The sequence below is a fragment of the Gloeocapsopsis sp. IPPAS B-1203 genome, from assembly GCF_002749975.1.
Taxonomy (GTDB): Bacteria; Cyanobacteriota; Cyanobacteriia; order Cyanobacteriales; family Chroococcidiopsidaceae; genus Gloeocapsopsis.
Genome location: NZ_PEIG01000005.1, coordinates 264,639 through 288,551, shown reverse-complemented (window position 1 = coordinate 288,551; position 23,913 = coordinate 264,639). Strand labels below are relative to the sequence as shown.

Annotated in this window: 12 protein-coding genes; 6 read left to right on the top strand and 6 right to left on the bottom strand. The window is 40.1% G+C overall.

The features are described 5' to 3' along the window. Positions 1-5: 5 nt before the first annotated feature. The 5 genes from CSQ79_RS11205 to CSQ79_RS11185 all read right to left on the bottom strand — a co-directional run bounded on the left by CSQ79_RS11205 (position 6) and on the right by CSQ79_RS11185 (position 12,809). On the bottom strand, positions 6-3,314 hold the full coding sequence (locus tag CSQ79_RS11205; RefSeq protein WP_099701248.1) for a PfaB family protein: 3,309 nt from the start codon (positions 3,312-3,314) through the stop codon (positions 6-8). 50 nt (positions 3,315-3,364) lie between these two features. Then, on the bottom strand, positions 3,365-5,053 hold the full coding sequence (locus CSQ79_RS11200) for an SDR family NAD(P)-dependent oxidoreductase (RefSeq protein ID WP_099701247.1): 1,689 nt from the start codon (positions 5,051-5,053) through the stop codon (positions 3,365-3,367). A 337-nt stretch (positions 5,054-5,390) separates the two neighbouring features. Further along, positions 5,391-10,325, bottom strand: a complete 4,935-nt coding sequence (locus tag CSQ79_RS11195) for a type I polyketide synthase (protein WP_289501040.1) — start codon at positions 10,323-10,325, stop codon at positions 5,391-5,393. Positions 10,326-10,502: 177 nt separating this feature from the next. Continuing rightward, a complete protein-coding gene (locus tag CSQ79_RS11190; RefSeq protein WP_099701367.1) occupies positions 10,503-10,781 on the bottom strand; it encodes a hypothetical protein in 279 nt (92 codons plus the stop codon). 696 nt (positions 10,782-11,477) lie between these two features. Then, positions 11,478-12,809, bottom strand: coding sequence for a ParB N-terminal domain-containing protein (locus CSQ79_RS11185; RefSeq protein ID WP_099701245.1), 1,332 nt, complete (start codon positions 12,807-12,809; stop codon positions 11,478-11,480). A 1,119-nt stretch (positions 12,810-13,928) separates the two neighbouring features. Between CSQ79_RS11185 and CSQ79_RS11180 the strand changes: the two genes are divergently transcribed. The 6 genes from CSQ79_RS11180 to CSQ79_RS11155 all read left to right on the top strand — a co-directional run bounded on the left by CSQ79_RS11180 (position 13,929) and on the right by CSQ79_RS11155 (position 19,755). Continuing rightward, positions 13,929-15,116 (top strand): ABC exporter membrane fusion protein, encoded by a 1,188-nt coding sequence (locus CSQ79_RS11180; RefSeq protein ID WP_099701244.1) that lies wholly within the window; start codon positions 13,929-13,931, stop codon positions 15,114-15,116. 194 nt (positions 15,117-15,310) lie between these two features. Beyond that, positions 15,311-16,483: an ABC transporter permease DevC gene (gene devC, locus CSQ79_RS11175; RefSeq protein WP_099701243.1), complete on the top strand. Its 1,173-nt coding sequence runs from the start codon at positions 15,311-15,313 to the stop codon at positions 16,481-16,483. A 76-nt stretch (positions 16,484-16,559) separates the two neighbouring features. After that, positions 16,560-17,249 carry a DevA family ABC transporter ATP-binding protein gene (locus tag CSQ79_RS11170; protein WP_099701242.1) on the top strand — a complete coding sequence of 230 codons (690 nt, stop codon included), beginning with the start codon at positions 16,560-16,562 and terminating at the stop codon, positions 17,247-17,249. 203 nt (positions 17,250-17,452) lie between these two features. Further along, positions 17,453-17,917 carry a helix-turn-helix domain-containing protein gene (locus CSQ79_RS11165; protein WP_099701241.1) on the top strand — a complete coding sequence of 155 codons (465 nt, stop codon included), beginning with the start codon at positions 17,453-17,455 and terminating at the stop codon, positions 17,915-17,917. A gap of 6 nt (positions 17,918-17,923) precedes the next feature. Continuing rightward, positions 17,924-18,493, top strand: coding sequence for a PIN domain-containing protein (locus CSQ79_RS11160; protein WP_099701240.1), 570 nt, complete (start codon positions 17,924-17,926; stop codon positions 18,491-18,493). Between the two features lie 146 nt (positions 18,494-18,639). Then, complete coding sequence (locus CSQ79_RS11155) at positions 18,640-19,755, top strand: nucleotide-binding protein (protein WP_099701239.1); 1,116 nt, start codon at positions 18,640-18,642, stop codon at positions 19,753-19,755. 143 nt (positions 19,756-19,898) lie between these two features. On the opposite strand, the gene bchH is transcribed toward CSQ79_RS11155, so the two are convergent. Then, complete coding sequence (gene bchH / locus CSQ79_RS11150) at positions 19,899-23,648, bottom strand: magnesium chelatase subunit H (protein ID WP_099701238.1); 3,750 nt, start codon at positions 23,646-23,648, stop codon at positions 19,899-19,901. Positions 23,649-23,913: the final 265 nt, after the last annotated feature.

Sequence of the window (23,913 nt, the reverse complement as noted above, 5' to 3'; positions counted from 1 at the left end):
AACAATTAAGAAACAGATAAACTAACTGGTTTATTAGCTGGAGTACTTGAATTCGCATTTTGAGTTGCTAATTGCGAGTAGGTTATTTGTAACTGAATGAGTCTACTCATCTGTAGCAAAGCCTTTTGGCGCGACTGTAAGAATTGTGTATGAACTTGAGTCGCACGGTGATTATTGTCTCTTAATTTTAAATAGCTATCGCTCTGATAAAGTGGAAAAGTGAGTTCATGTGTAACTATTTGTTTTGCCGATGGTATTGGCGTATCTTTATGATTATTAATTAGCTGTTCAATAGCCTTGTTGTCTGCAATCTGATTAGGAGCTTTTTCTACTGAAATAACAGTTGGGTATTGCTGTAATACTTGCATAGTTGGCGGCTCTGATTTGATATTTTGATTAACTGAAGTATCTAAGGTATGTAACTCAACTTGACTTTGCTCGTCTTCATTCAAAGGTGAAAAAGTAACAGTTGCAGATGAGTTTAATGAATTTTGTTGTGTTGTTGAAGTAGCTGATGTCAACAATTGATCGCTACTTAAATTATTTGGCGATCGCGTATATAGTGGCGACAAATCTAACGAGACTCGATGGCTAACAAGCTTAGCAAGTGCTTTAAGAATTGCAGCATGATCGTCTACACCTCTACGGTTAACTGATACTGTGAGGTGTTCTTGATCTTTGAGTATTTCGCTAATCCAGCGCGAACAATTACTTCCTGCACCTACTTCGATAAAGATTTTGACGTTATCTGCATAAACGCGATTAACTAATCGTGGGAAATCAACTTGTTGGCACAAACATTTAGCGATATGGTGGGCAATCGATTCACTCTCCAGAGTTATTGGTGCATATTGAGCAGACGAATAAAAGACGGTTTCTGGAATATTTTGCACTGGTAAGGTTTTAATTCGTACAAGTTCTGGATATTCCGATCGCATTGCCTCACAGTGAATGACGTGATTAAATGGAGCACGAAAGGCATCGCACTTCAACTTTTCAATTACTTGCAAACAAGCTTTTGTTTCTCCAGCAATAATGCATTCTTTGGGAGTACTAATTTGAGTTAAATAAACTCGCTCTTCTTGTTTAATAACTTCTTGAACATCAGCGACAGGAGTCATTAAAACATATGTACTCCAGAAATCGGCGTCTTGTTTTTCTACCGTTGGTAGTCCCCAAAATTCACGAACTGCATTTTTAGATCCAGCAAGACGACTACTAAACAAAGAGGAAGAATTCAAAGCATTACTACATTTTTGAAAATCAGTCCAGACGCCTTGAGAAAACATCATGCTAGTTTCGCCTAAACTGTAACCAAAACTGTATTGTGGCTTGATTTGAAAGTAATTTTTGAAGATTGTCGTCATCAGCCCCGCATATCCCATTTCTGATTCCAGCATGGCAATGGGGTTATTAAGCAATTGCTGTTCAATGTCTTCTAATTGTCTTTTAGATAATTTACGTAAACTGCGGGGATATAAGAGTCTTTCAATACTAGCAACACGGCTATAAGCATTTTTAATGACAGTATCGTCGTAAATTTGAGGAAATAAGCGAAACAGGTTTCTGCTAATACCAATGTAGGAGTTATATGCACTAGGATAAACGTAAGCGATCGCACCTTTTTTTCCTAAAGGATTTGCTGTAAAATAACTACCTACAGGAGATTGCCAATCTGCTCCTTGCTCAAAGGCACGTTCTATGCCTGTCAATGCCCGTTGAATTTCTCGTAATAAGTCATTTTTATTACGTCCCAGAATTGCTAGAGCATACGTTGCATTCGATTGCTTTTGAAAAGTGCTAAAAGTTTGACTTGCAGCAGCAGTTAAAGAGGTACAACTCTCAATATTTTGCTCTAGACTATGTAACTGAGCCATTAAATCGCTACGATTGTCAGCGGCGATCGCAAATAGATAAAATGGCATTTGAGTTAAATATCTATTCCCGTCTGCGTAGAAGCGAGTCAGATTAGTTTTGCTTGTTTCTTCTGATAAAATGATATGAGCGTAGCTACCATCTAGGGAAATACTATTAATTGCAGCACGTCTTGGCTTGTCTGAGGCACTAAACCAAGGTCGAGATTCTGTTGCAACATAAAATATATCTTGCCATTCGGGGTTTTTAGGACTACTCCACTGCGGTGTAGCAGGAATATAACGGTAGTAGAGACAAAGTGCCGTTTTAATTAAACTAATAATTTCAGATGCTGCATAGGTGTGTCCAACATTAGATTTCACACTACCGATCGCGCAATTTAGTTTAGGTATGGTTTGATATGCTGTTAGCAAACCTGCAATTTCTGCGGTATCTTCTACCTCTACTCCACTTCCATGAACTTCAAGATAGCCAATGTCTTTGGGTTCAATATCTGCAATTTGAAAAGCACGTTGACAAACTTGCGTAACTGCGGCAGAGTCGCACGATGAAGTTTGTGGTAGTAAGCTGATGGTATCAATGATGGCGTAGATGCGATCGCCTTGTTCAATTGCATCATGTAACTTTAAAACAACCGCCCCTGAACCTTCGCCAACGATCCAACCATTGGCATTTTTGTCGTAACTTAAAGTTTTCGCGCCTGTATTAATCTTGACTAGCTGATTGCGTAATAACACACTTTCACTACTACCAGCTAAATCTACTGCACCAACAACAACCGCATCAACTTCTCCAAGCATCAGTAGATTTTGAGCAACTTCTAGTGCTTTAAATGCGGAATTTTCTTCAGCTGTCAGTGTAAATGCTGGTGCTTCAAATTGCCACAAAGCAGAAATTCGACTGGCGATCGTGTTTTCTATTGGGCTACGATATTCACTTTGTAAGTTACAGCGACCATAACGCTCAAATGATTCAAGATCGCTAGTTGTACTTTTTCCAGTGAAAATTGTTTGTAGTTGTCGAGAAAACTGCTGTTTACTATAGAGTTTTTGTAGCGAAATTTGAGTTGCTGTAGCAATAATTACTGCTACTTTTGCCCCCTCCTTAATTGCAGCATCTTTCAATGCACTATCCGCTACTTTGAGCATCAATAGTTCTTGAGGACTCAATTCTTCTATCTCATCCGATAGCTGCTGATTTTGCTGAAAATCTATGACAGATTCTGGAAGATAACCTCCTACAGATGCTTGCTTGTTGTGCTCTTGATACTCTTGGAGAAAGTCTATTTTACCTTGCCAACGGTTTTGAGGTAACTCAATAAAATTTTGGTTCCCTTCATAAATAGTTCGTTCAAAACTATCCAAATCTAGGCAAGAACCTGCAATCAAACTCATCCCAGTAATCGCTATTTTGGGAGCTTGTTTTTGCGTCAATTTCATATACCTTTACTCCTTAGAGTATTTCTTTATACCTAATCAGGTTCGTTTAGTTATTTACTTTTAGGTAATAAAGTTCCCTTTGCTTCAGTCATTCGCGAGTACACCTTTCCCTGACTATCGTGAGTAACAACTTCAGCTATTACTGCACTATCAGTTTTAGATTTGATTTCACAAGAAACATAAAATGTTTCATCAAAAGGAACGGGAATAAATTGCTCGTAAATATTAATTGCTGAAGGTAAACAACCTTGCTGATGAAAATATTGTGACCAAATCCATAAAGAATGAATTTGTACATCTACAATATATGGATTAAATGTTTGTACTGGAAATTGTCCTTGTTGTTGTTCATTGAGACTGGGAAGTAGACATTCAATGGTGACTTTTTCTGGAGTAATGTTGAGAACTTGCTTAACTCCTTGAAAACTTCTTCCATGAAATAAGCTTGCCGTACCATCTTGATAGAAAGACGGTTGATTAGAATAACTTTGATCGAGATTTAGGTTAATAGAAGCGTAATCAGAACTTGAAGGTATTTGACGTTTTAGAGTTAACTGCGTGCTGAAATGATAGCGAGTTTTTCCTGCTAAATTCTTACTCCAAATTTTAGCATCAAACTCAACTTCTATGTTGTTTTTGTTAGTTTCTTGTAATTCTAAAGTATATTCAGTTGGAGTAGTGGGTTCAAAAATAATTCCTTTCAAAACTTTGTAATTTCGGCAGTTAGAAAACTGATAACCAGGATAGAGTTGTTCGCAAGTATTTGCAATCCAAGCTATGGCACAAGTTGCCGGAAGAACTGGGCGATTTGCAATAACATGATCTTGCAAAAATGGATTAGCATCTACAGTTAGATGGCGCTGGATACAAAAAGTTTGAAGTTGTGAACTGAAGCTTTCAGAAAAGACAAGAGGACTACCAACAATAATTTGGGGTGCTTGATGAGTTGATTCAAGTTCTTCTACAAGCATTTTGGCACCAACTTGAATCGGAATCGTCTCAATATTACGTTCGGCAAATGCTTTTTTCAATTCAGGACTCACCATCCCACTATCCCAAGGTCCCCAATTGATGGCAACAACATGACAATCAGGGTGATGATATTTTACGAGATGGGCTGATTTATTGAGAATTTCGTTGGCGATCGCATAATCAGCTTGTCCGACATTACCGTAAAACCCAGCAACAGAAGAAAACAATATTAATTGCTGTAATTGACTTGCAGGAATATAACGCAACAGATTTGCTAAGCCTGTCACTTTAGCAGCATAAACAGTATCAAAATCTTCAGAAGTCTTTTTCTCAATGCGCTTATCAGCTAAATTACCTGCACCGTGAATAATTCCGGTAACTGCTGTTAAGCGATCGGCAATAGCTTGTAAAGCCTCTGTATCAGTGACATCAACGCTGAAATACTCCGCTTTGCTACCAGCTTGTTCAATTGCATTGAGAGTTGCTTGAATTTCGCGGGAAGATGCGATCGCCTTATACTGTTTCTGCACCATAACTGGAGTTGGTTTTTCTCCACTAGCAACCAAATACTCCATAATTCGCTTTTTAAGTTCAGCTTCATCATGGCATCCCATCGCCCAAACAGGTTCTGGTGAAGGAGAAGAACGTCCCAAGATCATAAATTTGCATTGCTTCGCTTTGGCTAATTCAATAACGCACTGTGCAGTTATTCCCTTAGCACCACCGCTGACAAGAAATACAGAATTTGAGTCAACCTGGCTTTTCATAAGTTTATTCCCAGTTTGATAAGTAGCTAGTGATTAGTTTTGAGTTTTGAATTTTGAGTTTTGAATTATTAGTAGCTAGTGATTAGTTTTGAGTTTTGAGTTTTGAATTATTAGTAGCTAGTGATTAGTTTTGAGTTTTGAGTTTTGAATTATTAGTGGCTAGTGATTAGTTTTGAGTTTTGTTCGCGTCAGTGTGCCGGAGGCAATCATTAAAAGAATTTTCTTAACTCAACACTTCACGACTCAACATTCATAACTCTCTTAAACTCAAAACTCATAACTCAAAACTCTCTTAAACTCAACACTTCACGACTCTCTTAAACTCAAAACTCATAACTCAAAACTCATAACTCTCTAACGTGACTCTCCCTTTAGCGCCGTAGCCTACTTCACTGATTAAACGATTAGGATCTTGAATTTCTGCGAGGATATGTTTGACAGCTTGTTGGGCATCAATGTCAGTACTAATGTCAATTGCGCGACAGAATACCGATTCCCATTCTTGATTGAGTGTTTTGGTAAGTCCAAACAAGCCACCAGCGATCGCACTGTAGTTTGTTTTTTGTCCAATTCCCAATTCGCCGTCAAGATGAGTTACGGTGACAAAACAACTGCGTCCTTGACTTGCAGCTTGATTGAGTGGTTCTTTGAGATATTTGGCAAGTAGGAAAATGTGTTTGAGTAAAGCAGTTTCCGAGTTGAGATTAGCAATTTCCTCGCCGTTGTCAATAGCAGGGTGGAGGTGAATAAAAGTGCCAATCGAACCATATTGTAATTCTTTGAGTTGTTGCAGACGAGTTTCTGTCAAGTCCTCTAAGAGAATGCGCGCAATATTATCATCTACATTTGCTCTTTGGGCAATTACGGATTCAGGAAAACTTAAAACGACAACTTTTTCCCCTTTTGCAGTCAAAGCTTGGGCTAATTGTGTCGTTAGCGCTGAACCATCATCAGTAATTAAGCATACGTGCTGCTGGGGTAAACTGCATTCTAAGCGATCGGGAGGCGGTAGAACTTTTAATTTCACCACACTGCGGATAATATTGTGGTTTGTCTCTGGTTCCCCGCTATCCTGCTTTTTTGGCAGTATCTCCTCTTCTGTTAAATTTCCTGCAATATTACCCATATACTCGGCAATTTGACCGAGGGTACGCAGTTCGGCGAGTTCTTCAGGATTTGGTTGGGGTAAGCCTGGATTGAGTTCCAGCAGTGCGCCTAATATTTCTACGCGCTTAATCGAATCAATGCCTAAATCTGCCTCCATATCCATTTCTAACTCCAGCATTTCGACTGGATACCCTGTCTTGTCACTCACCACATTCAGCAGTGTTTGACTTAAATTAGCAACATCAATTGACGTTTCGGGTACTGAAGTTAATTGTTCTGTTGGAGAGCTTTCAGGAATCGGTGTTACTGGTGTAGTAGATGCATCATGACTCACTTCCTCTACTGTGGAGACTTCAACAGTTTTTAGGGAAAGCCCTGTAGCAATATTACCCATATACTCGGCAATTTGACCGAGGGTACGCAGTTCGGTGAGTTCTTCAGGATTTGGTTGGGGTAAGCTTGGATTGAGTTCCAGCAGTGCGCCTAATATTTCCACGCGCTTAATCGAATCAATGCCTAAATCTGCTTCCATATCCATTTCTAACTCCAGCATTTCAACTGGATACCCTGTCTTGTCACTCACCACATTCAGCAGTGTTTGACTTAAATCAACAACATTGATTTCAGGTGCAGGTTCAACAGGAGGTACAACAACAGATGCGGTTTCAGGGATTTGTTGTGGTTCCTGGGTTTGAGGTACAGACGCGATTTCAACTAATGTAGTACCATTACCATTAGCTTGATGTCCGTTTCCATTGCTGACAGGCGTTGGACTCAATGCTTCTTTTGTTGTACCTCCTTCAATAACAGATTCATATTTTTGCTCGATCAGTTCAAAGAAACTATGTGTATGTTCCATCTGCTGTTGCAGATATTGTTCGTGAATGCGCAAAGTTTCCGCTTGATGATCGTGAAACCGCATCATGCTGCGTTCTAAGCTATCTCTAGTTGCCTCATTTTGGTTGGTAAGTAATGATTGCTGCTGGGTGAGTTGATAGAAGGTTTGGGCGTATTCAGTTTGATGTTTCAGCGATTGTTCGTGGACTTGTAAGATGTCACCGTGATGATCGTTAAACTGTGTCAGGGAGGACTCAATACTGTCCAACATTTTTTGGTAATCTACTGCTACTGGTTGTGGTGACGGTGGTGTTGCTGCAACAGTCTTTGGTTCAGGTTGACTGGAAGCAGCTACTGGTTGGGAATGATGTCCGTTTGTTGCTGATGTTGGCGCGGGTGTAGTTGTAGTGGAGATCGCACTTGAAACAACGTGTGTCTCTGCTAAAGCTTGCGCGAATGCGGTTTGTGTTTTTTCCGAGATGTAGTTAGCACTATTTAGGCGGACATTGAGTGCTTTATTTCCTTGAACTTGGGGTATTTTCGATTCTAGTTGATAAGGATCGATGTCTCCTAGAGACAATCCTGCAACACGCAATTGTACAACGGCCGATCGCAGAGTGCGATCGCTATTTTGTTGTTTGTGTGCATTAATGGCAACAGCTAAGTGGGGGCGATCGCCAAGTGTATCTTTGACTAAATTAGTCAGAATATTTCTAGGTCCAAATTCAACAAAGAAATAACCACCACTTGCATAGATATTCTCGATCTGATCCTTAAACAACACCGAATTGAGTAAGTGTTCTTTAAGAATTTTTTGAATTGTCTGGGGTTCTTTGGGATACGCTTTGCCAGTTACATTCGAGTAAACCGAAGTTTTTGGTTCTTGAAAGCGCGTTGCTTCAATTGCGTGGGCAAAAGGTTTTTGGGCGTAACTGACTAAGGGAGTATGAAAGGCTGCGGCAACTGGTAAGACAACTGTCGAGAAGCCTTGTCCATTTAAAGCCTGTTGTACTTGGGTAATTTCTGGCTTAGTTCCTGCTAAAACGATTTGCTTGGTTGAGTTGAAGTTAGCGATTGTAACTAAGGGAAACTGTTTAATTAATGTCGTTACTTGACTAACATCCCCCTTGACAGCAAGCATCGCCCCAGCATCAAAGTCGGTTTCTTTGGGAGTCGCCATCGCCTGTCCTCTCGCTTTGACAAGCGCCAAGTAATCTTCATCGCTTAATACTTCTGCTGCCCACAGTGCAGTTAATTCACCAAAACTATGTCCAGCAACAAAATCAGGTTTAAATCCAGCTTGCTGTAATATCTTATATAATCCCGCACTAAAGACTCCAATTGCTGGCTGGGCGTATTCTGTGCGCTGCAATGCTTCCTGCTGCTTTTGGCGTTGGGCGTTATCAAATACTGGCGGCGGAAACACAACATCAGAAATCGGTTGCAACCCATCTTTGCTTAACAGGTTATCCATCTGGTGATATACCTGGCGCAAGCAAGGAAAATTTAGTGCCAATTCCTTACCCATCTCAAGGTATTGCGAACCTTGTCCAGAAAATAAGGCGACGACTTTACCTGTAGAATCAATTCCGCTACGTCTGTAATAAATGCCTTGGGGATGTTCCCAATCAGCTACATTATTTTTGAGTTGCTCAACACTGATTTGCAATAAGGCGATCGCTTCCGTAGCCGAATTAGCAACAAAACCAAGACGCGCATCTGTGACTGGAATTTTTAGTGTTCGTGATGCTGCAACAACTTGGGTAAAATATTGTTCTGAAGCTTCACCTTGCAATTTTGCGAGTAAATCTGCACACTTGTGCTGTAATTGTTCTGGCGTTGCTGCTGATAGCAACACAATTTGAGGCGCTTGATGGAGGCGGTAAGGATAGTTATTGTGTTCTTTGGTATATTCTTCTAAAACAACGTGATAATTTGTGCCACCAAATCCAAAAGAACTCACTCCAGCCCGTCGCGGCGTATCTCCTGGCAACCAAGGGCGAGTTTCGGTATTGAGATAAAAGGGTGAATCTTCAATTTTTAATTTTGGATTCGGCTTCGTGACGTTGATTGTCGGCGGTAAAACTTTATGATGCAGTGCTAAAGCAGTTTTAATTAAACTTGCTGCACCTGCGGCGGCTTTAGTGTGTCCAATTTGTGATTTGACACTACCAAGAGCAATTTTTTGCTTACCAATGTTTGTTTCCTCAAAAAAGGCTTTTAAGGCACTAAACTCAGTCGGATCTCCTGCCATTGTTCCTGTACCGTGGGCTTCGATCAAGCCAACACTTGCAGGAGAACAGCCAGCATCTTCATAAGCGCGGCGCAAGGCGCGGACTTGTCCTTCAGGGCGTGGCGCATAGATACTTTTATATTTGCCATCGCTGGAAGTGCCAATGCCTTTAATCACAGCATAAATTTTGTCGCCGTCACGTTCAGCATCAGCAAGGCGCTTGAGAACGATCATCCCAACACCTTCGCCTAACATCATGCCATCCGATTCTGCATCGAAAGGTTTGACGTTTTCGCTAGGAGATACTGCGGGAGTTTTACTAAAGCACATATACGCGACAATTGAGTTATCGGTATCTACACCGCCCGTCAGCATCATGTCGCAGCGATGTTCGAGTAACTCACTCATTGCCATGCGCAACGCACCTAGGGAACTCGCACAAGCTGCATCGACAACACAGTTGGTTCCACCAAAATCAAGGCGATTGGCAATTCGTCCACTGACAACGTTAGCCAGCATTCCTGGAAAGGCGTTTTCTTCCCAATTAACGTAAGCGCTTTTAATTTTGTCAATCACTTTTTGGGTATCTGCATCAGATAACCCGCTGCTTTTTAAGGCTTTTTCCCAGACGGGATATTGCAGTCTCGCACCTAATGGCATTGCTAACTGTCTTGCTAAGGCAACACCTAAAACAACTCCAGTGCGATCGCGATTAAACTGCCGCTTTTCATCATAGCCTGCATCTTCCATTGCTTCTTTAGCAACCACTAAGCCAAGCAACTGAGAAACGTCTGTGACTTCTAAGATATTAGGTGGCAGCCCAAATTCCATCGGGTTAAAATCAATATCTGGAATAAATCCACCACGTTTGCAATAGGTTTTATCCGGTGCCCTTGGATTTGGATCGTAGTACGTATCAACATCCCACCGCGAAGGTGGCACGTCGGTAATACAATCTACTTTTTCAATAATTTTTTGCCAGTATTGCTGGGTATTTCTTGACTGCGGAAATAAGGATGCCATCCCGATGATGGCAATCGGATTTTTTTGAAGTTGAGTATTGATGGTGTCCGGTTCTAATACTTTTTCAGCCATGCTTTTTTTCTTTTGTATTAGCTTCATCAATGCTGTTTCACAGTTTCTAATTTCGTTTTGTAACTGTGTTAAAGCGACAGTAATATTGCAGGCAAACATAGGCTCTTAATAACTTGTTTGCAGCACAGATTGAGATAAATTGTTGAGCTTAAAATGGATTAAGCGGTCAAAAGACTTTTACATCTCGTTAACTTTACAGTGCTGTGGTAGTAGGTCGATCACATTATTGAAGCTCGTGAAGTAATCTTGAAGTGCCTTGGCTTCCCTACCGACAAAATCAATCCATTCATAGTGATAATGATTGGGAAAAGCACCTTCAATCTGAAACAAAGGGAGTTTCGGAGTAGCCATTAATATAGAAACACTACTTTCTCCAGCAATAGTTTGGTTATCGAGTTTAATCGCAGCAATGTAATTGGTATTGATGACAATATTTTCAATTCTAATAAATGCCATAAATAACCCTTTCAAAAATAGTAGGTTTGCAGCAAACGCAACAACTGGCATCTCTATGCAACTCATCATAAGTCTCAAGGAAAGTAAATACTGTATTCTAGTAAACGTTTGGGATAAATTCAGGGCAATTTTTTAAATCATCTGCTGTGGTTTATAGTTTAACTTTGAAAAAAGATTAATTGGCTCCCAAACTATCTGAAAATTGCTGAGCTGTCAGCTGTATTTGTTCAGTATTTATTTGTATTTGTTCAGTGTTTATCTATGGCAGAGGTCAGAGTTTACATCGACCATTAGTATGCCTACTTAATGTCTATCAGGGAATACATCGGTGAATACTGCGATCGCATTCAACTTCTCCAATTGTTATGTAATTGTCTAAGCTTTAGCCAGCATCTTATTAGGCTGATTTGCTAATTTCTGTATTAAGCATGACAGAGATTTGATTAACTTATCTAACCATGTATCAAAACTTACTACAGTTGAAATCAGTTTCTCTCTATCCTGCTATAGATTTAGTTAGCAAAAGGTGACGGCAAGTTATGTTAATTATGCTGGTCGATAGATTGGTACTCAAAGTAGCACGATCGCCTTGAAGACGGACACCAACTTTACATTATCTTCATAAAAGACCCCCTTTTCTTGGGTTTTTTGTAAAGTTTTGATGAAGTTAACCAGTTTTTCCGAACTACTTAAATTTTAGTTTCCTCTATTTACCTGCTTTCCCGTCCACTGTTGCCAACGTGCGATCGCCTGACTCACGCGCTGCGACTCAAGATCGCCAGTAAAACAAATTCGTCCCATTCTTTCACAACAGATCAAAGCTTCACCGTGTCCAATAAATGGCGCAATTACGAAGTTTCCTGCGTTGGAGTACAAACTAATCAGAAAAGCGACAATTCCTTCCACACCTTCAATTGCAATCGGCTGTTGGGGTTCACTCAGCGCAGAGTAAGAAAAAAGAGCAACATAGATGCCACCAATCAATAATTCATATTGAAAAGGCATCCGTTGCTGGGTACAAAATTGATGAATGTGTCCAGCGCTACGTAGTACCGCAACAATCCGCGCTTCATCAACTAAGTAATCGTGTTGCCAAATGGTTGAAGGAGTGGCGATCGCCAGGGCAGCATGAGATGGTAAACAACGAATAAACTCATCGCTTGCGGTATCGCCGCAATAAACTAAGTGTCGTGCTAACAGCCACTGATCGCCAGGTTGAGTGTTCAAAACGTCTTGAGCGGTTATTTCTCTTGTTAGTGGTGACAATTTGCGCGATTTCTTTTTCAACTTCGCCTCTTTCTGCGCCGCTACATTGCGCAGTGTAAGTAGTTGCAACTCTCGCTGTTTGGTTCTTGCTTCCTCTGCTAATCGAGCTTGGTGTTGCAGTTCTTCTTGCTGAAGTTGAGCTTCTTTGATTGCTTTTTCTGCCTTTTCTGCTTCTTCGCGTTCTTTACTTCCTGCACGGGCTACTTTAAGGAGTGCAGTTGTGCTTTTAGCGATCGCAGTTCCTTTAATGGCTTCTTTGACTTCGGGCAAAATGCTTTTGGCAATTTGCTTCCCTTGTTGAAATGTTCGCTCGGTGTATCCTACTGCTTGAGCTAACTCGAAAGTTGTTTTCGGAGGTGGTGAAATCGTTTCACTGCCCTTACTGCCTTTGTAGGTATATTGATTATCGCCTGGTTTTGCCCTTAATCGCAAGCTATCCAAAATGCGATCGCGTTCTAACCATAACTCTGCACGCTCTAATGCATCCAACTCGCTACGAATCAGGTTCTCATCAATTTCTGCCAAACGTGCGTGCGCCGAATCTGCACAATTGATAATATTACACTCAATCTTCTCCAACCCTAACATTTTGCAGGCTGTCAGCCGATGCAGCCCAGCAATTAAAGTTAGATTTTGATCGACAGTAATCGGGTTTAATAATCCATTTGCTTGAATTGATTCTATCAGCTCTAAAACTTTTTGTTGCTTAATCGGACGTCTATTGATACCAACTTTGATTTGAGCGATGGCGACAATAGGCATTTGTGTTCTTTATCCCCAAAATAATTTATCCAGTTATCACAATAATTAATGGCTTGAGCTACATCCTCAAATATCATTATGTTGAGTAACTAAACTTCAACAAGCATTTCAGTCTTTGTTCAAGCTATCTATCAACAGCACCCTTGCTCAGAGCGATTTGCATCAATTTTGACCACTCTGTACGAATTAAGCTCTAATATATACGAATCAGCCTAGTTCCGTAAAGCCCCACGAACAGCTATATTTACATTACTTTTGTATATCAAAAAAAAGGTAATTCTTGAGTATCAATCACTACAGCAAGCCTAGTACAGTCTCAATATAGTTTATACTTCTTTGTTGTGCTAGCCATTTAAAGTAGCTAACTATATTACAATTAAAATATATAAATATTTTTAATGCTTTATAAATATCAGATTAAGCACGAACCCTTAATTTTCATGTTTATAGTTATGATGCTTTTAAATAGAATCCGTACATAAATGCAAGACAGCAGACGTTAAGTTAGCTTTTGGAGAGTAGGTCGTTTAACTGCCTCTAAGACTGCCAAAAGTTGATTCAATCGAAAGCTGCAAGCTTATTGCCCAAGATAGCTTTACCTTTATCTTCTCACACGCGTATTCTTTGAATTGTTTTATGCAAGCTCTAGAAAATTGATCGCCTAGACTCATTTACAAATATAGAAAATTAGTTATAATTCCTTTACGCGGCAATATTACTCAATTCCGGCTCTTAAGCAATTTTATTTTACAGAATAGTAAGTAGAGTCAAGCACGATATCTCCCAATGCTAGATTCTCTGGGGCAATAAACTTTTCTTGTATTCAAGAATACCTGTATTTGCAAAAAAAAGGTGACAGCAATAAAAGTACTCTACTTCTTTGCTAATTTCTCATGATAGTCGCTACTTCGGCAATCTTGTCCGCAATCCTAGTTTAATCAAGAAACAATGGTAATAAAATTAACAAATGTTCTGAGTGCAACCTGCAAAGCTATTGTTAGGTTCTAGGCATTAACATTGATTGAGTTTTCTGTATCCAAATCAAAACGAGTTTTATTAATTAGGTATATGGCGATATTTACGCTGTGATCTGAACTACCGTATCAGGAAAATAAAGTTATGGTTCAGAAGAAACGTGAGCAAGACAAAGAGCAATGGTTGATCGGTGCTGTAATATTATTGAGCCTGCTCAACGGAGCTTTTTCAGTTTATAACATAGTTACATTTCGGTCTAACTCTAGAAGTGTAGTGCCAACGACAAGTGAAAATCCTACTCCTGTCAGAAAAGCTGTTACAGGTTTGGGGCGTTTAGAACCACAAGGAGAAGTCATTCGATTATCGCCGCCCACTTCAGCACAAGGTGCGCGAGTTTCACAAGTTTTAGTTCAAGAAGGCGATCGCGTTGCACAAGGACAAATTATTGCAGTACTTGATACTTATGAACCGAGACTAGCCGCTTTAAATGCAGCAAATCAGCAAGTCAAAATTGCCAAAGCACAGTTAGCTAGAGTTCAAGCTGGCGCCCAAACTGGACAAATTGAAGCACAACAAGCAACGATCGCTCGTTTACAAGCTGAATTACAAGGTGAAATTCCAGCACAACAAGCAACGATCGCCCGTTTACAAGCTGAATTTAATAACGCACAAGCTGAATATCAACGCTATCAAAACTTATATCAAGAAGGCGCTATTTCGGCTTCTTTATTTGATAGTAAACGCTTACCAGTTGCTACAGTACAACAGCAACTCAATGAAGCACGCGCTACTTTAAATCGGACAACATCAAGTTACCGCGAACAAATTAGCCAAGCCAAAGCAACTTTAGCAGCAACTGCTGAAGTTCGTCCTGTAGATGTTCAAGTCGCCCAATCAGAAGTCGATGGTGCGATCGCCGCTGTGAAGCAAGCTCAAGCTGATTTAAATTTATCTTATGTCCGCGCGCCCAAAGACACCCAAGTACTGAAAGTCCACACCCGTCCTGGAGAACTTGTTAGTAATCGAGGAATTGCTGAACTAGGTCAAACAAACCAAATGTACGCCATAGCAGAAATTTATGAAACTGATATTAACAAAGTTAGTCTAGGGCAAAAAGCAACAATTACTAGCAGTGCTTTGTCTGAAGATCTCAGCGGCGAAGTAACACAAATTGGGCTACAAGTCAATTCGCAAGAAGTCTTAAGTACTAACCCGACAGCTAACACAGATAACAGAGTTGTTGAAGTCAGAATTCGTATTGATAACCCAAAAGATAATCAAAGAGTCGCCGGTTTAACAAACTTACAAGTGCAAGTAGCAATCAATATTTAATAAGTAAATGGGTGAAAATAAACGTAACATAAAGGCTGGTAATAGGTAATGGGTAATTGGGTTAGAAAAGTTTTAAATTTTGTTAGCGTAGCGGTGCCTTAGCACGTTATGAGAATTTCTTAACTTAACACTCATTCATCGTTTATAATTCCCAGTCTTCCAACCTCTCTGGCTCCTAACTTATAAGAATTATCATGCTACTCAAAATTCCTTTAGCATGGCTGCAACTAGCAAGGCAAAAAATACGTTTCATTGTAGCTTTGGCAGGTATTGCTTTTGTAGTCATCTTGATGTTTATGCAACTAGGTTTTCAAGATGCGCTATACGAGAGTGCAACACAAGTTCATCAAAAACTCAAAGGTGATTTATTTATCATTAGTTCGCAATATAAATCTTTGACATCACAGCAAAGCTTTCCGCGATCGCGTTTGTATCAAGTCCTCGGTTTTGAAGGAGTAGAATCAGTTAGCCCACTATATGTCCAATTTTCTAAATTTAAGAATCCTCAAAACGGAGAAAAAAATCCTATTTATGTTTTAGGTATCGACCCAGCATTTCCAGCTTTTGACATTCCAGAAGTTACGCAAAATCTTGACGTTCTCAAGTTCCCTAATAGAGTTTTATTTGACCAAGCTTCCAGACCTGAATTTGGTCCAGTTGTGGAGAATTTTCATCACAACGAACCCGTCTCAGTTGAAATATTTCCTTATAACGGAACAGTTGGTTATCAAGTCAATGTTGGCGGACTATTTACATTAGGTCCTTCCTTTGGAGTTGATGGAAACTTAATCGTTAACTACGCAACAATCCTCAGAATATTCCAGGACCGTACTCCAGAAAAAATTGATATAGGTTTAGTCACGCTTCAACCAGGTACTAATGTTAAAAAAATGCAAGCAGCATTAACCAAGATTTTACCCAACGATGTCAAAGTTTTTACTCGTCAAGACTACTTGGCTTTTGAAAAAGATTATTGGTCAGTTAGAACTCCCATTGGTTTTGTTTTTAGCTTAATGGTGTTTATGGGCTTTGTTGTTGGAGTTGTTGTTGTTTATCAAATTTTGTACAGCAACATTTCTAATCACTTGATGGAATATGCAACCTTAAAAGCAATGGGGTTTAAAAACAAATATCTACTTGATGTTGTATTTCAACAAGCCTTGTTATTAGCAGTTTTAGGCTATATCCCAGGACTCATTATTTCCTATGGATTATACGATGTTGCTAGCAATGCAACTCAGTTACCAGTAATTATGAGTCCTAATAAATTATTTGCAGTCTTAATTTCGGCTACGCTCATGTGTTTTACATCGGGTTTCTTTTCAATTGGCAAACTTCGCTCAGCCGATCCTGCGGATATCTTTTAAAGTATCTCCAAACAAATTAATCTTATTTAATTGCTTGTATTAATTTAAATTTATTTTAAAAAATACATCAATTCACATGAATGAAAAAACAATTGTTCATATCAAAAACCTCAATCATTATTTTGGTGGAAAATCATTACGTAGCCAAGTATTATCAGACATAAACTTAGAAATAAAAGCCGGAGAAGTTATTATTATGACGGGACCATCCGGCTCAGGTAAAAGTACATTACTAACCTTAATTGGTGGTTTACGTTCTGTTCAAGAAGGAAGCTTAAAAGTTTTAGGATGGGAACTTTATGGCGCTAGTGATGAAAAGTTAGTCCAAGTGCGGCGTCATATTGGCTTTATTTTTCAATCGCATAACTTATTAGAGTTTTTAACAGCAAGACAAAACGTCCAAATGGCGTTGGAATTGCATAACGAACCTGATCGCATCGCAAAAGCAAAAGCCGAAGCGATGCTTCATGCTGTGAAGTTAGGAAATCGGATAAATTACTACCCTTCTGACTTATCAGGAGGACAAAAACAACGTGTTGCGATCGCGCGGGCTTTAGTCAGTCAACCCAAATTAGTTTTAGCCGACGAACCCACCGCTGCTTTAGATAGTAAATCAGGAAGAGATGTCGTTGATTTAATGCAGCAACTAGCCAAAGAACAAGGCTGCGCGATTCTGATGGTGACACACGACAACCGCATTTTAGATGTCGCCGATCGCACAATTTACATGGAAGACGGCAAATTATTTAAAGAAGTCGTTTTATAGAGTACTTTTACTGCAATCTCTACTCACACGCACGCATCACAGAGGTTTGACTGAGTGCAGCAATATCTAGTTGCAAACCAGTTTTTTTCGTTCATTTCGTCTATTGCATTCATTTCGCAGTGTTGTTAAAATAACACTTACACAAATGCATCCCGACTTCTTTTACAGAAGTAAAGTGACAAAGGAGTTCAAGAGTTTATTCTATGACACTCACTGCGTATCGATCTGAAACTAATACACCAACAGCAGAAGAAGCTTCTCTAGCTCAAGCTAGTAGCAGGATTCTATCGTCGTATGTGCACAACAACGAAGCACCTCATACTATTAAAATTGTGGGAAACAACACTGATGAGACTGTTGTTGTACCAGCAGAAGCATTTCGTCTTTTTGTTGATATCTTGGTACAGATGGCTAACGGTAACGCCGTAACCCTCATTCCGATCCATGCAGAACTTACTACCCAAGAAGCAGCTGATATCCTCAATGTCTCTCGTCCTTATTTAGTAGGATTGCTAGAGTCTAGAGAAATTCCTTACCGTAAAGTAGGAACTCGTCGCCGCGTGCGTTACCAAGATTTAATCGACTACAAAAACAAGATTGATGCAGCAAGAATGCAAATTCTAGAGGAGCTTACTAATCAAGCAGAAGAACTTAACATGGGATACTAGCGGGCTGTGGCAAATTTTACAGCAGTATACGACGCTTGTGTGTTGTATCCAGCGCCACTACGCGATCTGTTAATGTGGTTAGCACTGACTGATTTATTTAAGGCGCGTTGGACAGATGAGATTCACGGCGAATGGATCAGGAATGTTTTAAAGGAACGACCTGATTTAACACTCGAACAGCTTACCAGAACTAAAACTCTCATGAATTCAAACGTTCGAGACTCCCTTGTAACAGGTTACGAAAGTATAATTCCTTCTTTACAACTTCCTGATTCAGGAGATTGCCATGTTCTGGCAGCAGCAATTCGTTGCAATGCTGATGTTATTATTACTTTCAACCTTAAGGATTTCCCATCTGATAGCCTCGAACCCTACGGTGTTGAAGCTCAGCACCCAGATGAGTTTATTCGACATTTGCTTGATCTGAATCCGCGCGTGGTATGCGAAGTCGTAGAAAGGCAAAGAAGAAATCTAAAAAAAACACCAAAAACACGGGAAGAACATTTAGACACGCTTTTTCAGTTAGGACTTCCGCAATCGGTTTCTATGCTGTGGGAGTTGTGTTACGAGATTTAGAACAGTTTTTGTAGCCCTATATATACTACTTTTTTGATATAAATATTTTCACCTAACCATCACTCCTCATCTCTAATATGTTACTCAGCAAAAATTCTGGGGAACTCTAGAAATAGACGTGTTAGGAGAGATGGATTCATTCGGCTATGGAACCTTTTGAAAATGCGAGTGATTTTGAAAGAGTTGTTGCATTACTCTTACAACAAGACGGATGGCAAGTCAAAATGCCTCCAGCCAACACAAGGGGTTATGATATTGCAGCGGTTAAGAATAATTTACTTGTTGCAGTTCAGGTTAAAAACTATAGAGTTCCAGTCAGAGTTTCACAATTAGAAAGGTTTTTTGACTTCTTAGATTTACCAATTGCTGCACAATTTGCAGGAGGATTATTTGTCTCTGCTAGTGGATACTCGCGCCAAGCAATGGCTTACTTTGAGCAAGCCCAGAGTAATAGAGTCAGACTAGGAGAAATTCAAAATGGTAGATTAAAGATTATTGGTAGTGAATTCGCACCGTCATCACCTACATCTCAAGAACCTACTTATCTTGGTGTATTCACTTGCAAAGGCGGAGTAGGTAAAACGACAGTTAGCGCACATATTGCTGGCGCAATGGCACTTTCTGGTTACGATGTTGCATTGATCGATCTCGATCCACAAAAGAATTTAACAACTTTACTCGGCAACGGATTAATGCTACCTGGTACTAATCGAAGACCAGGTAATACTATTAGTGTCTATGATATTAATAAGTTAGAGAATAGTACACCACCTAATGATGTAAAAATGGTTGTTTGTGACTGTTCGCCAGTCTTTGAAGAAAACGATGAGGAACTCATCAAGAAATTCACTTACTGTATTATTCCCACTACACTTAATCCTCTTGGCTTGAATAAAAATGGTCATGTAATCAAAAGGACTGCGCAAGCAATTCGTAGAGTTAATCAAGATGCATATATTTTTGTCTTAATTAATAACTATCAAGCAGATGAAACAAGAAGAAGTCAAGTATTGAAAGATCAATATCAGCGATATTTTGCTGAAATTTCTGAGGATGATGAGAAGTTTGAATTTATTGATCCAGACGAAGTTGTTATTCGCAATAGCAAGCAATTATTTTACTGGGGATATCACATATATGATGGTGGTAAACCAGAATTAGCCTTTAACCCTGTAGGAGGTAGATGTTTACCAAGAGCAGATTTTTTAAACTTACTTAACTACTTAGAAGATCATTCGGATATTGAGGAATGTAGAAACTAAGCAAACCGATAAGTAAATACGATTCAAACTAATTTAAACTTATAGCATCATGTCATTTAAATACTGATTTCTATATTGCTATAAGCATATTACTAAAGTATATAAAGTGCGTTAATTTATCTAGTATTAACGCACTTTATTATCTAAACTGTCACTCCTTCTAACTCCTCATCTGCTAATTCATATAACTCCCGCAATTTCTCTAATTTCTCCATATCAGCTTGCCAAAAACCTCGCCCGTGTGCCTCTAACATCCTGCCCACAATATTGCGAAAAGCTTCAGGATTTGCCTTGCGTAATTTCTCCGCCATTTCTGAATCTAAGGCATAAGTATCAGCAGCTTGGTCATAAACCCAAGCATCACTAAAATCAGCAGTACCACCCCAACCGATTAAAGCTGTCATCCGTTGGGAAATCTCAAATGCACCACCCGAACCTTGATTTGCCATTGCATCCGCCCATTTGGGATTGAGTAATTTGGTGCGATACTCCATCCGTAATAAATCATCTAAATTTCGGGGTGTTGTATCTTTCGAGAAACTTTCGACAAAACTTGCATTCACTTTCTTCCCGCGTTGCTTCTCAGCTGCCTTTTTCAATCCACCCGTGTTAGCGTAATATTCTTGAATGTCAGTAAGACCATATTCTACAGAGTCAATTTCTTGCACAATCCGATCGCTCGTCTGCAATAATTGTGTTAACACTTCCGGTCGTGCTTGACCTTTATCTTGCCTGCCATAACTAAACACATTGCGATCGCGCCAAGTATCACCCAACTCCGAACCTGATTCCCAGTTACCATCAACAACTCTTTCATTCACCATCGAACCAAAGTCACCAGCCGGATTAGAAAATAACCGTGCCGATGGATTTGCGACTCCTTGCGATCGCAGTGCTAAATAATGCTTGCGAATAAAGTTTTGGTCTTCTGGTTCTTCTACAGTTGCGGCGCGATAAAATAAATCGTCGAGTAACTCAATAATATTCACAAAGCTATCGCGGAAAATCCCTGAAAGATTTCCTAAGACATCAATGCGCGGATGTCCCACTTCAGCTAAAGGTTTCAACTCATAGCGGACAATTCTTCCTGTTCCTTCTTTAACAGGTTCTGCGCCCACAAGTTCTAATAAAATACCTAAAGATTCACCACGAGTTTTAATTGCATCTAATCCCCACAACATCACAGCGACAGTTTCAGGATATGCTTTGTGTTCTTGTAAGTGTTGGGCAATAATCTTTTGGGCGATTTCTTTTCCGCGTTCGTAAGCCGCAGGTGATGGCATTCGGTAAGGATCTAACGCATGAATATTGCGCCCTGTGGGTAAAACACCAATACCATCGCGTAATAAGTCACCACCAGGCGCAGGCGGAATGTATTCGCCATTGAGTCCCTTTAAAAGGTTTGTGATTTCATCAGTGTTTTGTGCTAGAAGATCGCGAATTTGTAATGCTTCTTGGGGTAAAGTGTTGGGTTGGGGCAAGGCAGTACCTTGCCCGTACTTATATATATTGCCTTGTCCGTAATTGCCTGTTGCGATCGCGCTGATCGTCTCCTCGGATAATTCGTCGCTAAAATAAGCTTGAAGATAGCTTGCTAGTTCTTCTGCGGTTGGTGGTTCTCCTAATATATGTAAACCCGAAGAGAATAGACGATTTTCTAATACTTGTAGATATTCATACAATTGCACCAAGTAATGGTTAAATGCTGCATTACTAAATAACCGTGCATTTTCTGGTGTAAAAGTAATGCCTAAGCGTTTAGCATCTTCAAACGGACAATCAGCATCAATTCCCGTATCAACAATTTTCTTACAAATCGCTTCTTTCAAAGCATAATTCTTTTCAGGATCTTCGCGATATTCCGCAATTAAATCGCGTAGTGCTACTAATTCTTTATACAACCCCGCCCGACCGTAAGGCGGGACATTGTGCGAAATTAAAACACCATATCCGCGCCGCTTTGCCAAAATTGACTCGGAAGGATTATTTGCTGCATATATATATAGATGTGGTAAGTTACCCAACAAAATATCTGACCACGAATAACCAGTATTTCCCAACGGCGAACCAGGCAACCATTCTACTGTGCCATGCATGCCAAAATGAACCACCGCATCAGCTTGAAATTCATGCTGCAACCATTGATAAAACGCAGCATATTGTGGATGTGGTGTCAAGTCTCGCTCAAACATTAACCGCATTGGGTCGCCAGGAATTCCCAGTGGTGGCTGTACGCCAATCCAAACGTTACCAAGTTGCACGCCACCGAGATGAAACTCATCGCCATAGGTTTTAATGCCACTGTTTGTTAAAGTCCAATGTTTTTCAATCCAAGATGTTTTGAGATAACCTAACCACGTTTCTAAAGTTCGCGCATTGACAACAGTACCAACAGATGGATCTTCATCAGCAACTTTGACTTGAGAAATTAACTCTTCGCCATCTTCCGGTAAATCTCCGACTGTGTAACCACAGTCTTTTAATGCTTGGAGGAATTTCAGGAGCGATCGCGGTACATTCAATAATGCAGCAGTTCCCGTCGCACCATAACCTGGCGGAAAACCATACAAAATAACTGCAATCTTTCGCTCATTTGCTGGCTTTTGGCGTAGAGCGATCCATTTTTTTACCCTCCCAATCAACCGCTCTACCCGTTCAGGAACTAAATAAATCTTCTCACCCACCAATCCCCCTAAGGGAACTGGATCAATCGCTCCATCAAGTTCGGGTAACGCATATAATACGACACTTTGCAATCCCCCCACACCTTGGCGCGTCCAGGAATGAATATCTTGAATCAGTAATGGTGCAGCAACAATATAAGGTACATTTTTCGCACTCAAAATCCGTTTTGCAACTTCTACCTGTCGCCCTGCTTCCATCGAACCTGCGGGACCACCTACAAGGGGAAAGCCAATAGTAGAGACAATTGCATCAACTTCTACGGCTTCGGGTGATAACGAAGGAGTTTCAATATGACCCGACTGTCGCTGTGCAGTTTCATATGCGGTAGTCATCCAATCGCGTACTGCTACATGACCTTCAACACCATTAATAAAAATTGGTAATGGGATTAATCCTGCGTCTTCAAAGCGACGAATTAACTGAGGAATATAAGGCTGTCGCGTAATAACATGTTTGCGATACAACAAAATTCCTACAACCGAATCTTGGATTTGAGAATCTTTCCCTCGCTCCTTATCCCTCGCTCCTCGCCCCTCCTTTACATACCATTTCAGATACTCGTGGGGAGATTCAAAATAGCCTTGATATTCAGGATGTAGCAATCCTATGTTAGGAGTTTCGACAGGTGGGGGAATTTCACCGACTTTGAGATTTAAATATTTTTCTGCGAGTGTCCAAAATAAAGCAGCTACGTTTTCTATGCCGCCTGCATTCCAGTAACCGTATATAATGAGCCAGTTGCGTAGATCTTGGACTTTTTGCCCTGGAACGAATTTGAGCAGTTTTGGTCCAATTTTTAAAAAGCTAATATATCCAGCCAGGCGATCTTCTTCGCGTCCTTGACTGAATTTATCTAAAATAAACTTGACTGGTTTGGGCATTCCTTTAGGCTTGTCACCGATCGCAAATGCACCCAGGCGAGTTAAACTCATCAACTCTAGTGCTGACTCAAAAACGAGGCGAATCGCAATATGTTGAACGCGATCGCGCAGCCACAAAACTTGGTCGTAATCAAATAGTAGACTGCCAAAAAATACTTGAGCATCTGCTAGCGCGGCGGCGACTGTTTCAGGTTTAGTACTGATATCGCGATCGCTAAATACCTCTATTTCCAACTCCGGACAGCGTTCTTCTGCTAGTAGTGCTGCTTTGCGGTACAAGTCAGCATTGAAAGATTCAAACCCCGCAATCAAAACAATGCGTTGCATACCTAAAGCCCCAACATCTTACTTTTGATCTTACGCGGGAAAATCTTTACAAACTGATCGCTTACGTAAAAAATGACTCATATTGGTGGTAACTGGTAACTGGTAATGGGTAATCGGAAACGCAAAAACTTCTAATTAGCACTTAGCGATAGAAGAAAGTTAGCTCTGCCAATGACCAATTACCAATTACCGCTTTGATGTTACGTTTACTTTTGCCAATATACTTACTCATTAGGACTTGTTTCTTGAGGAGTATAAACATCTC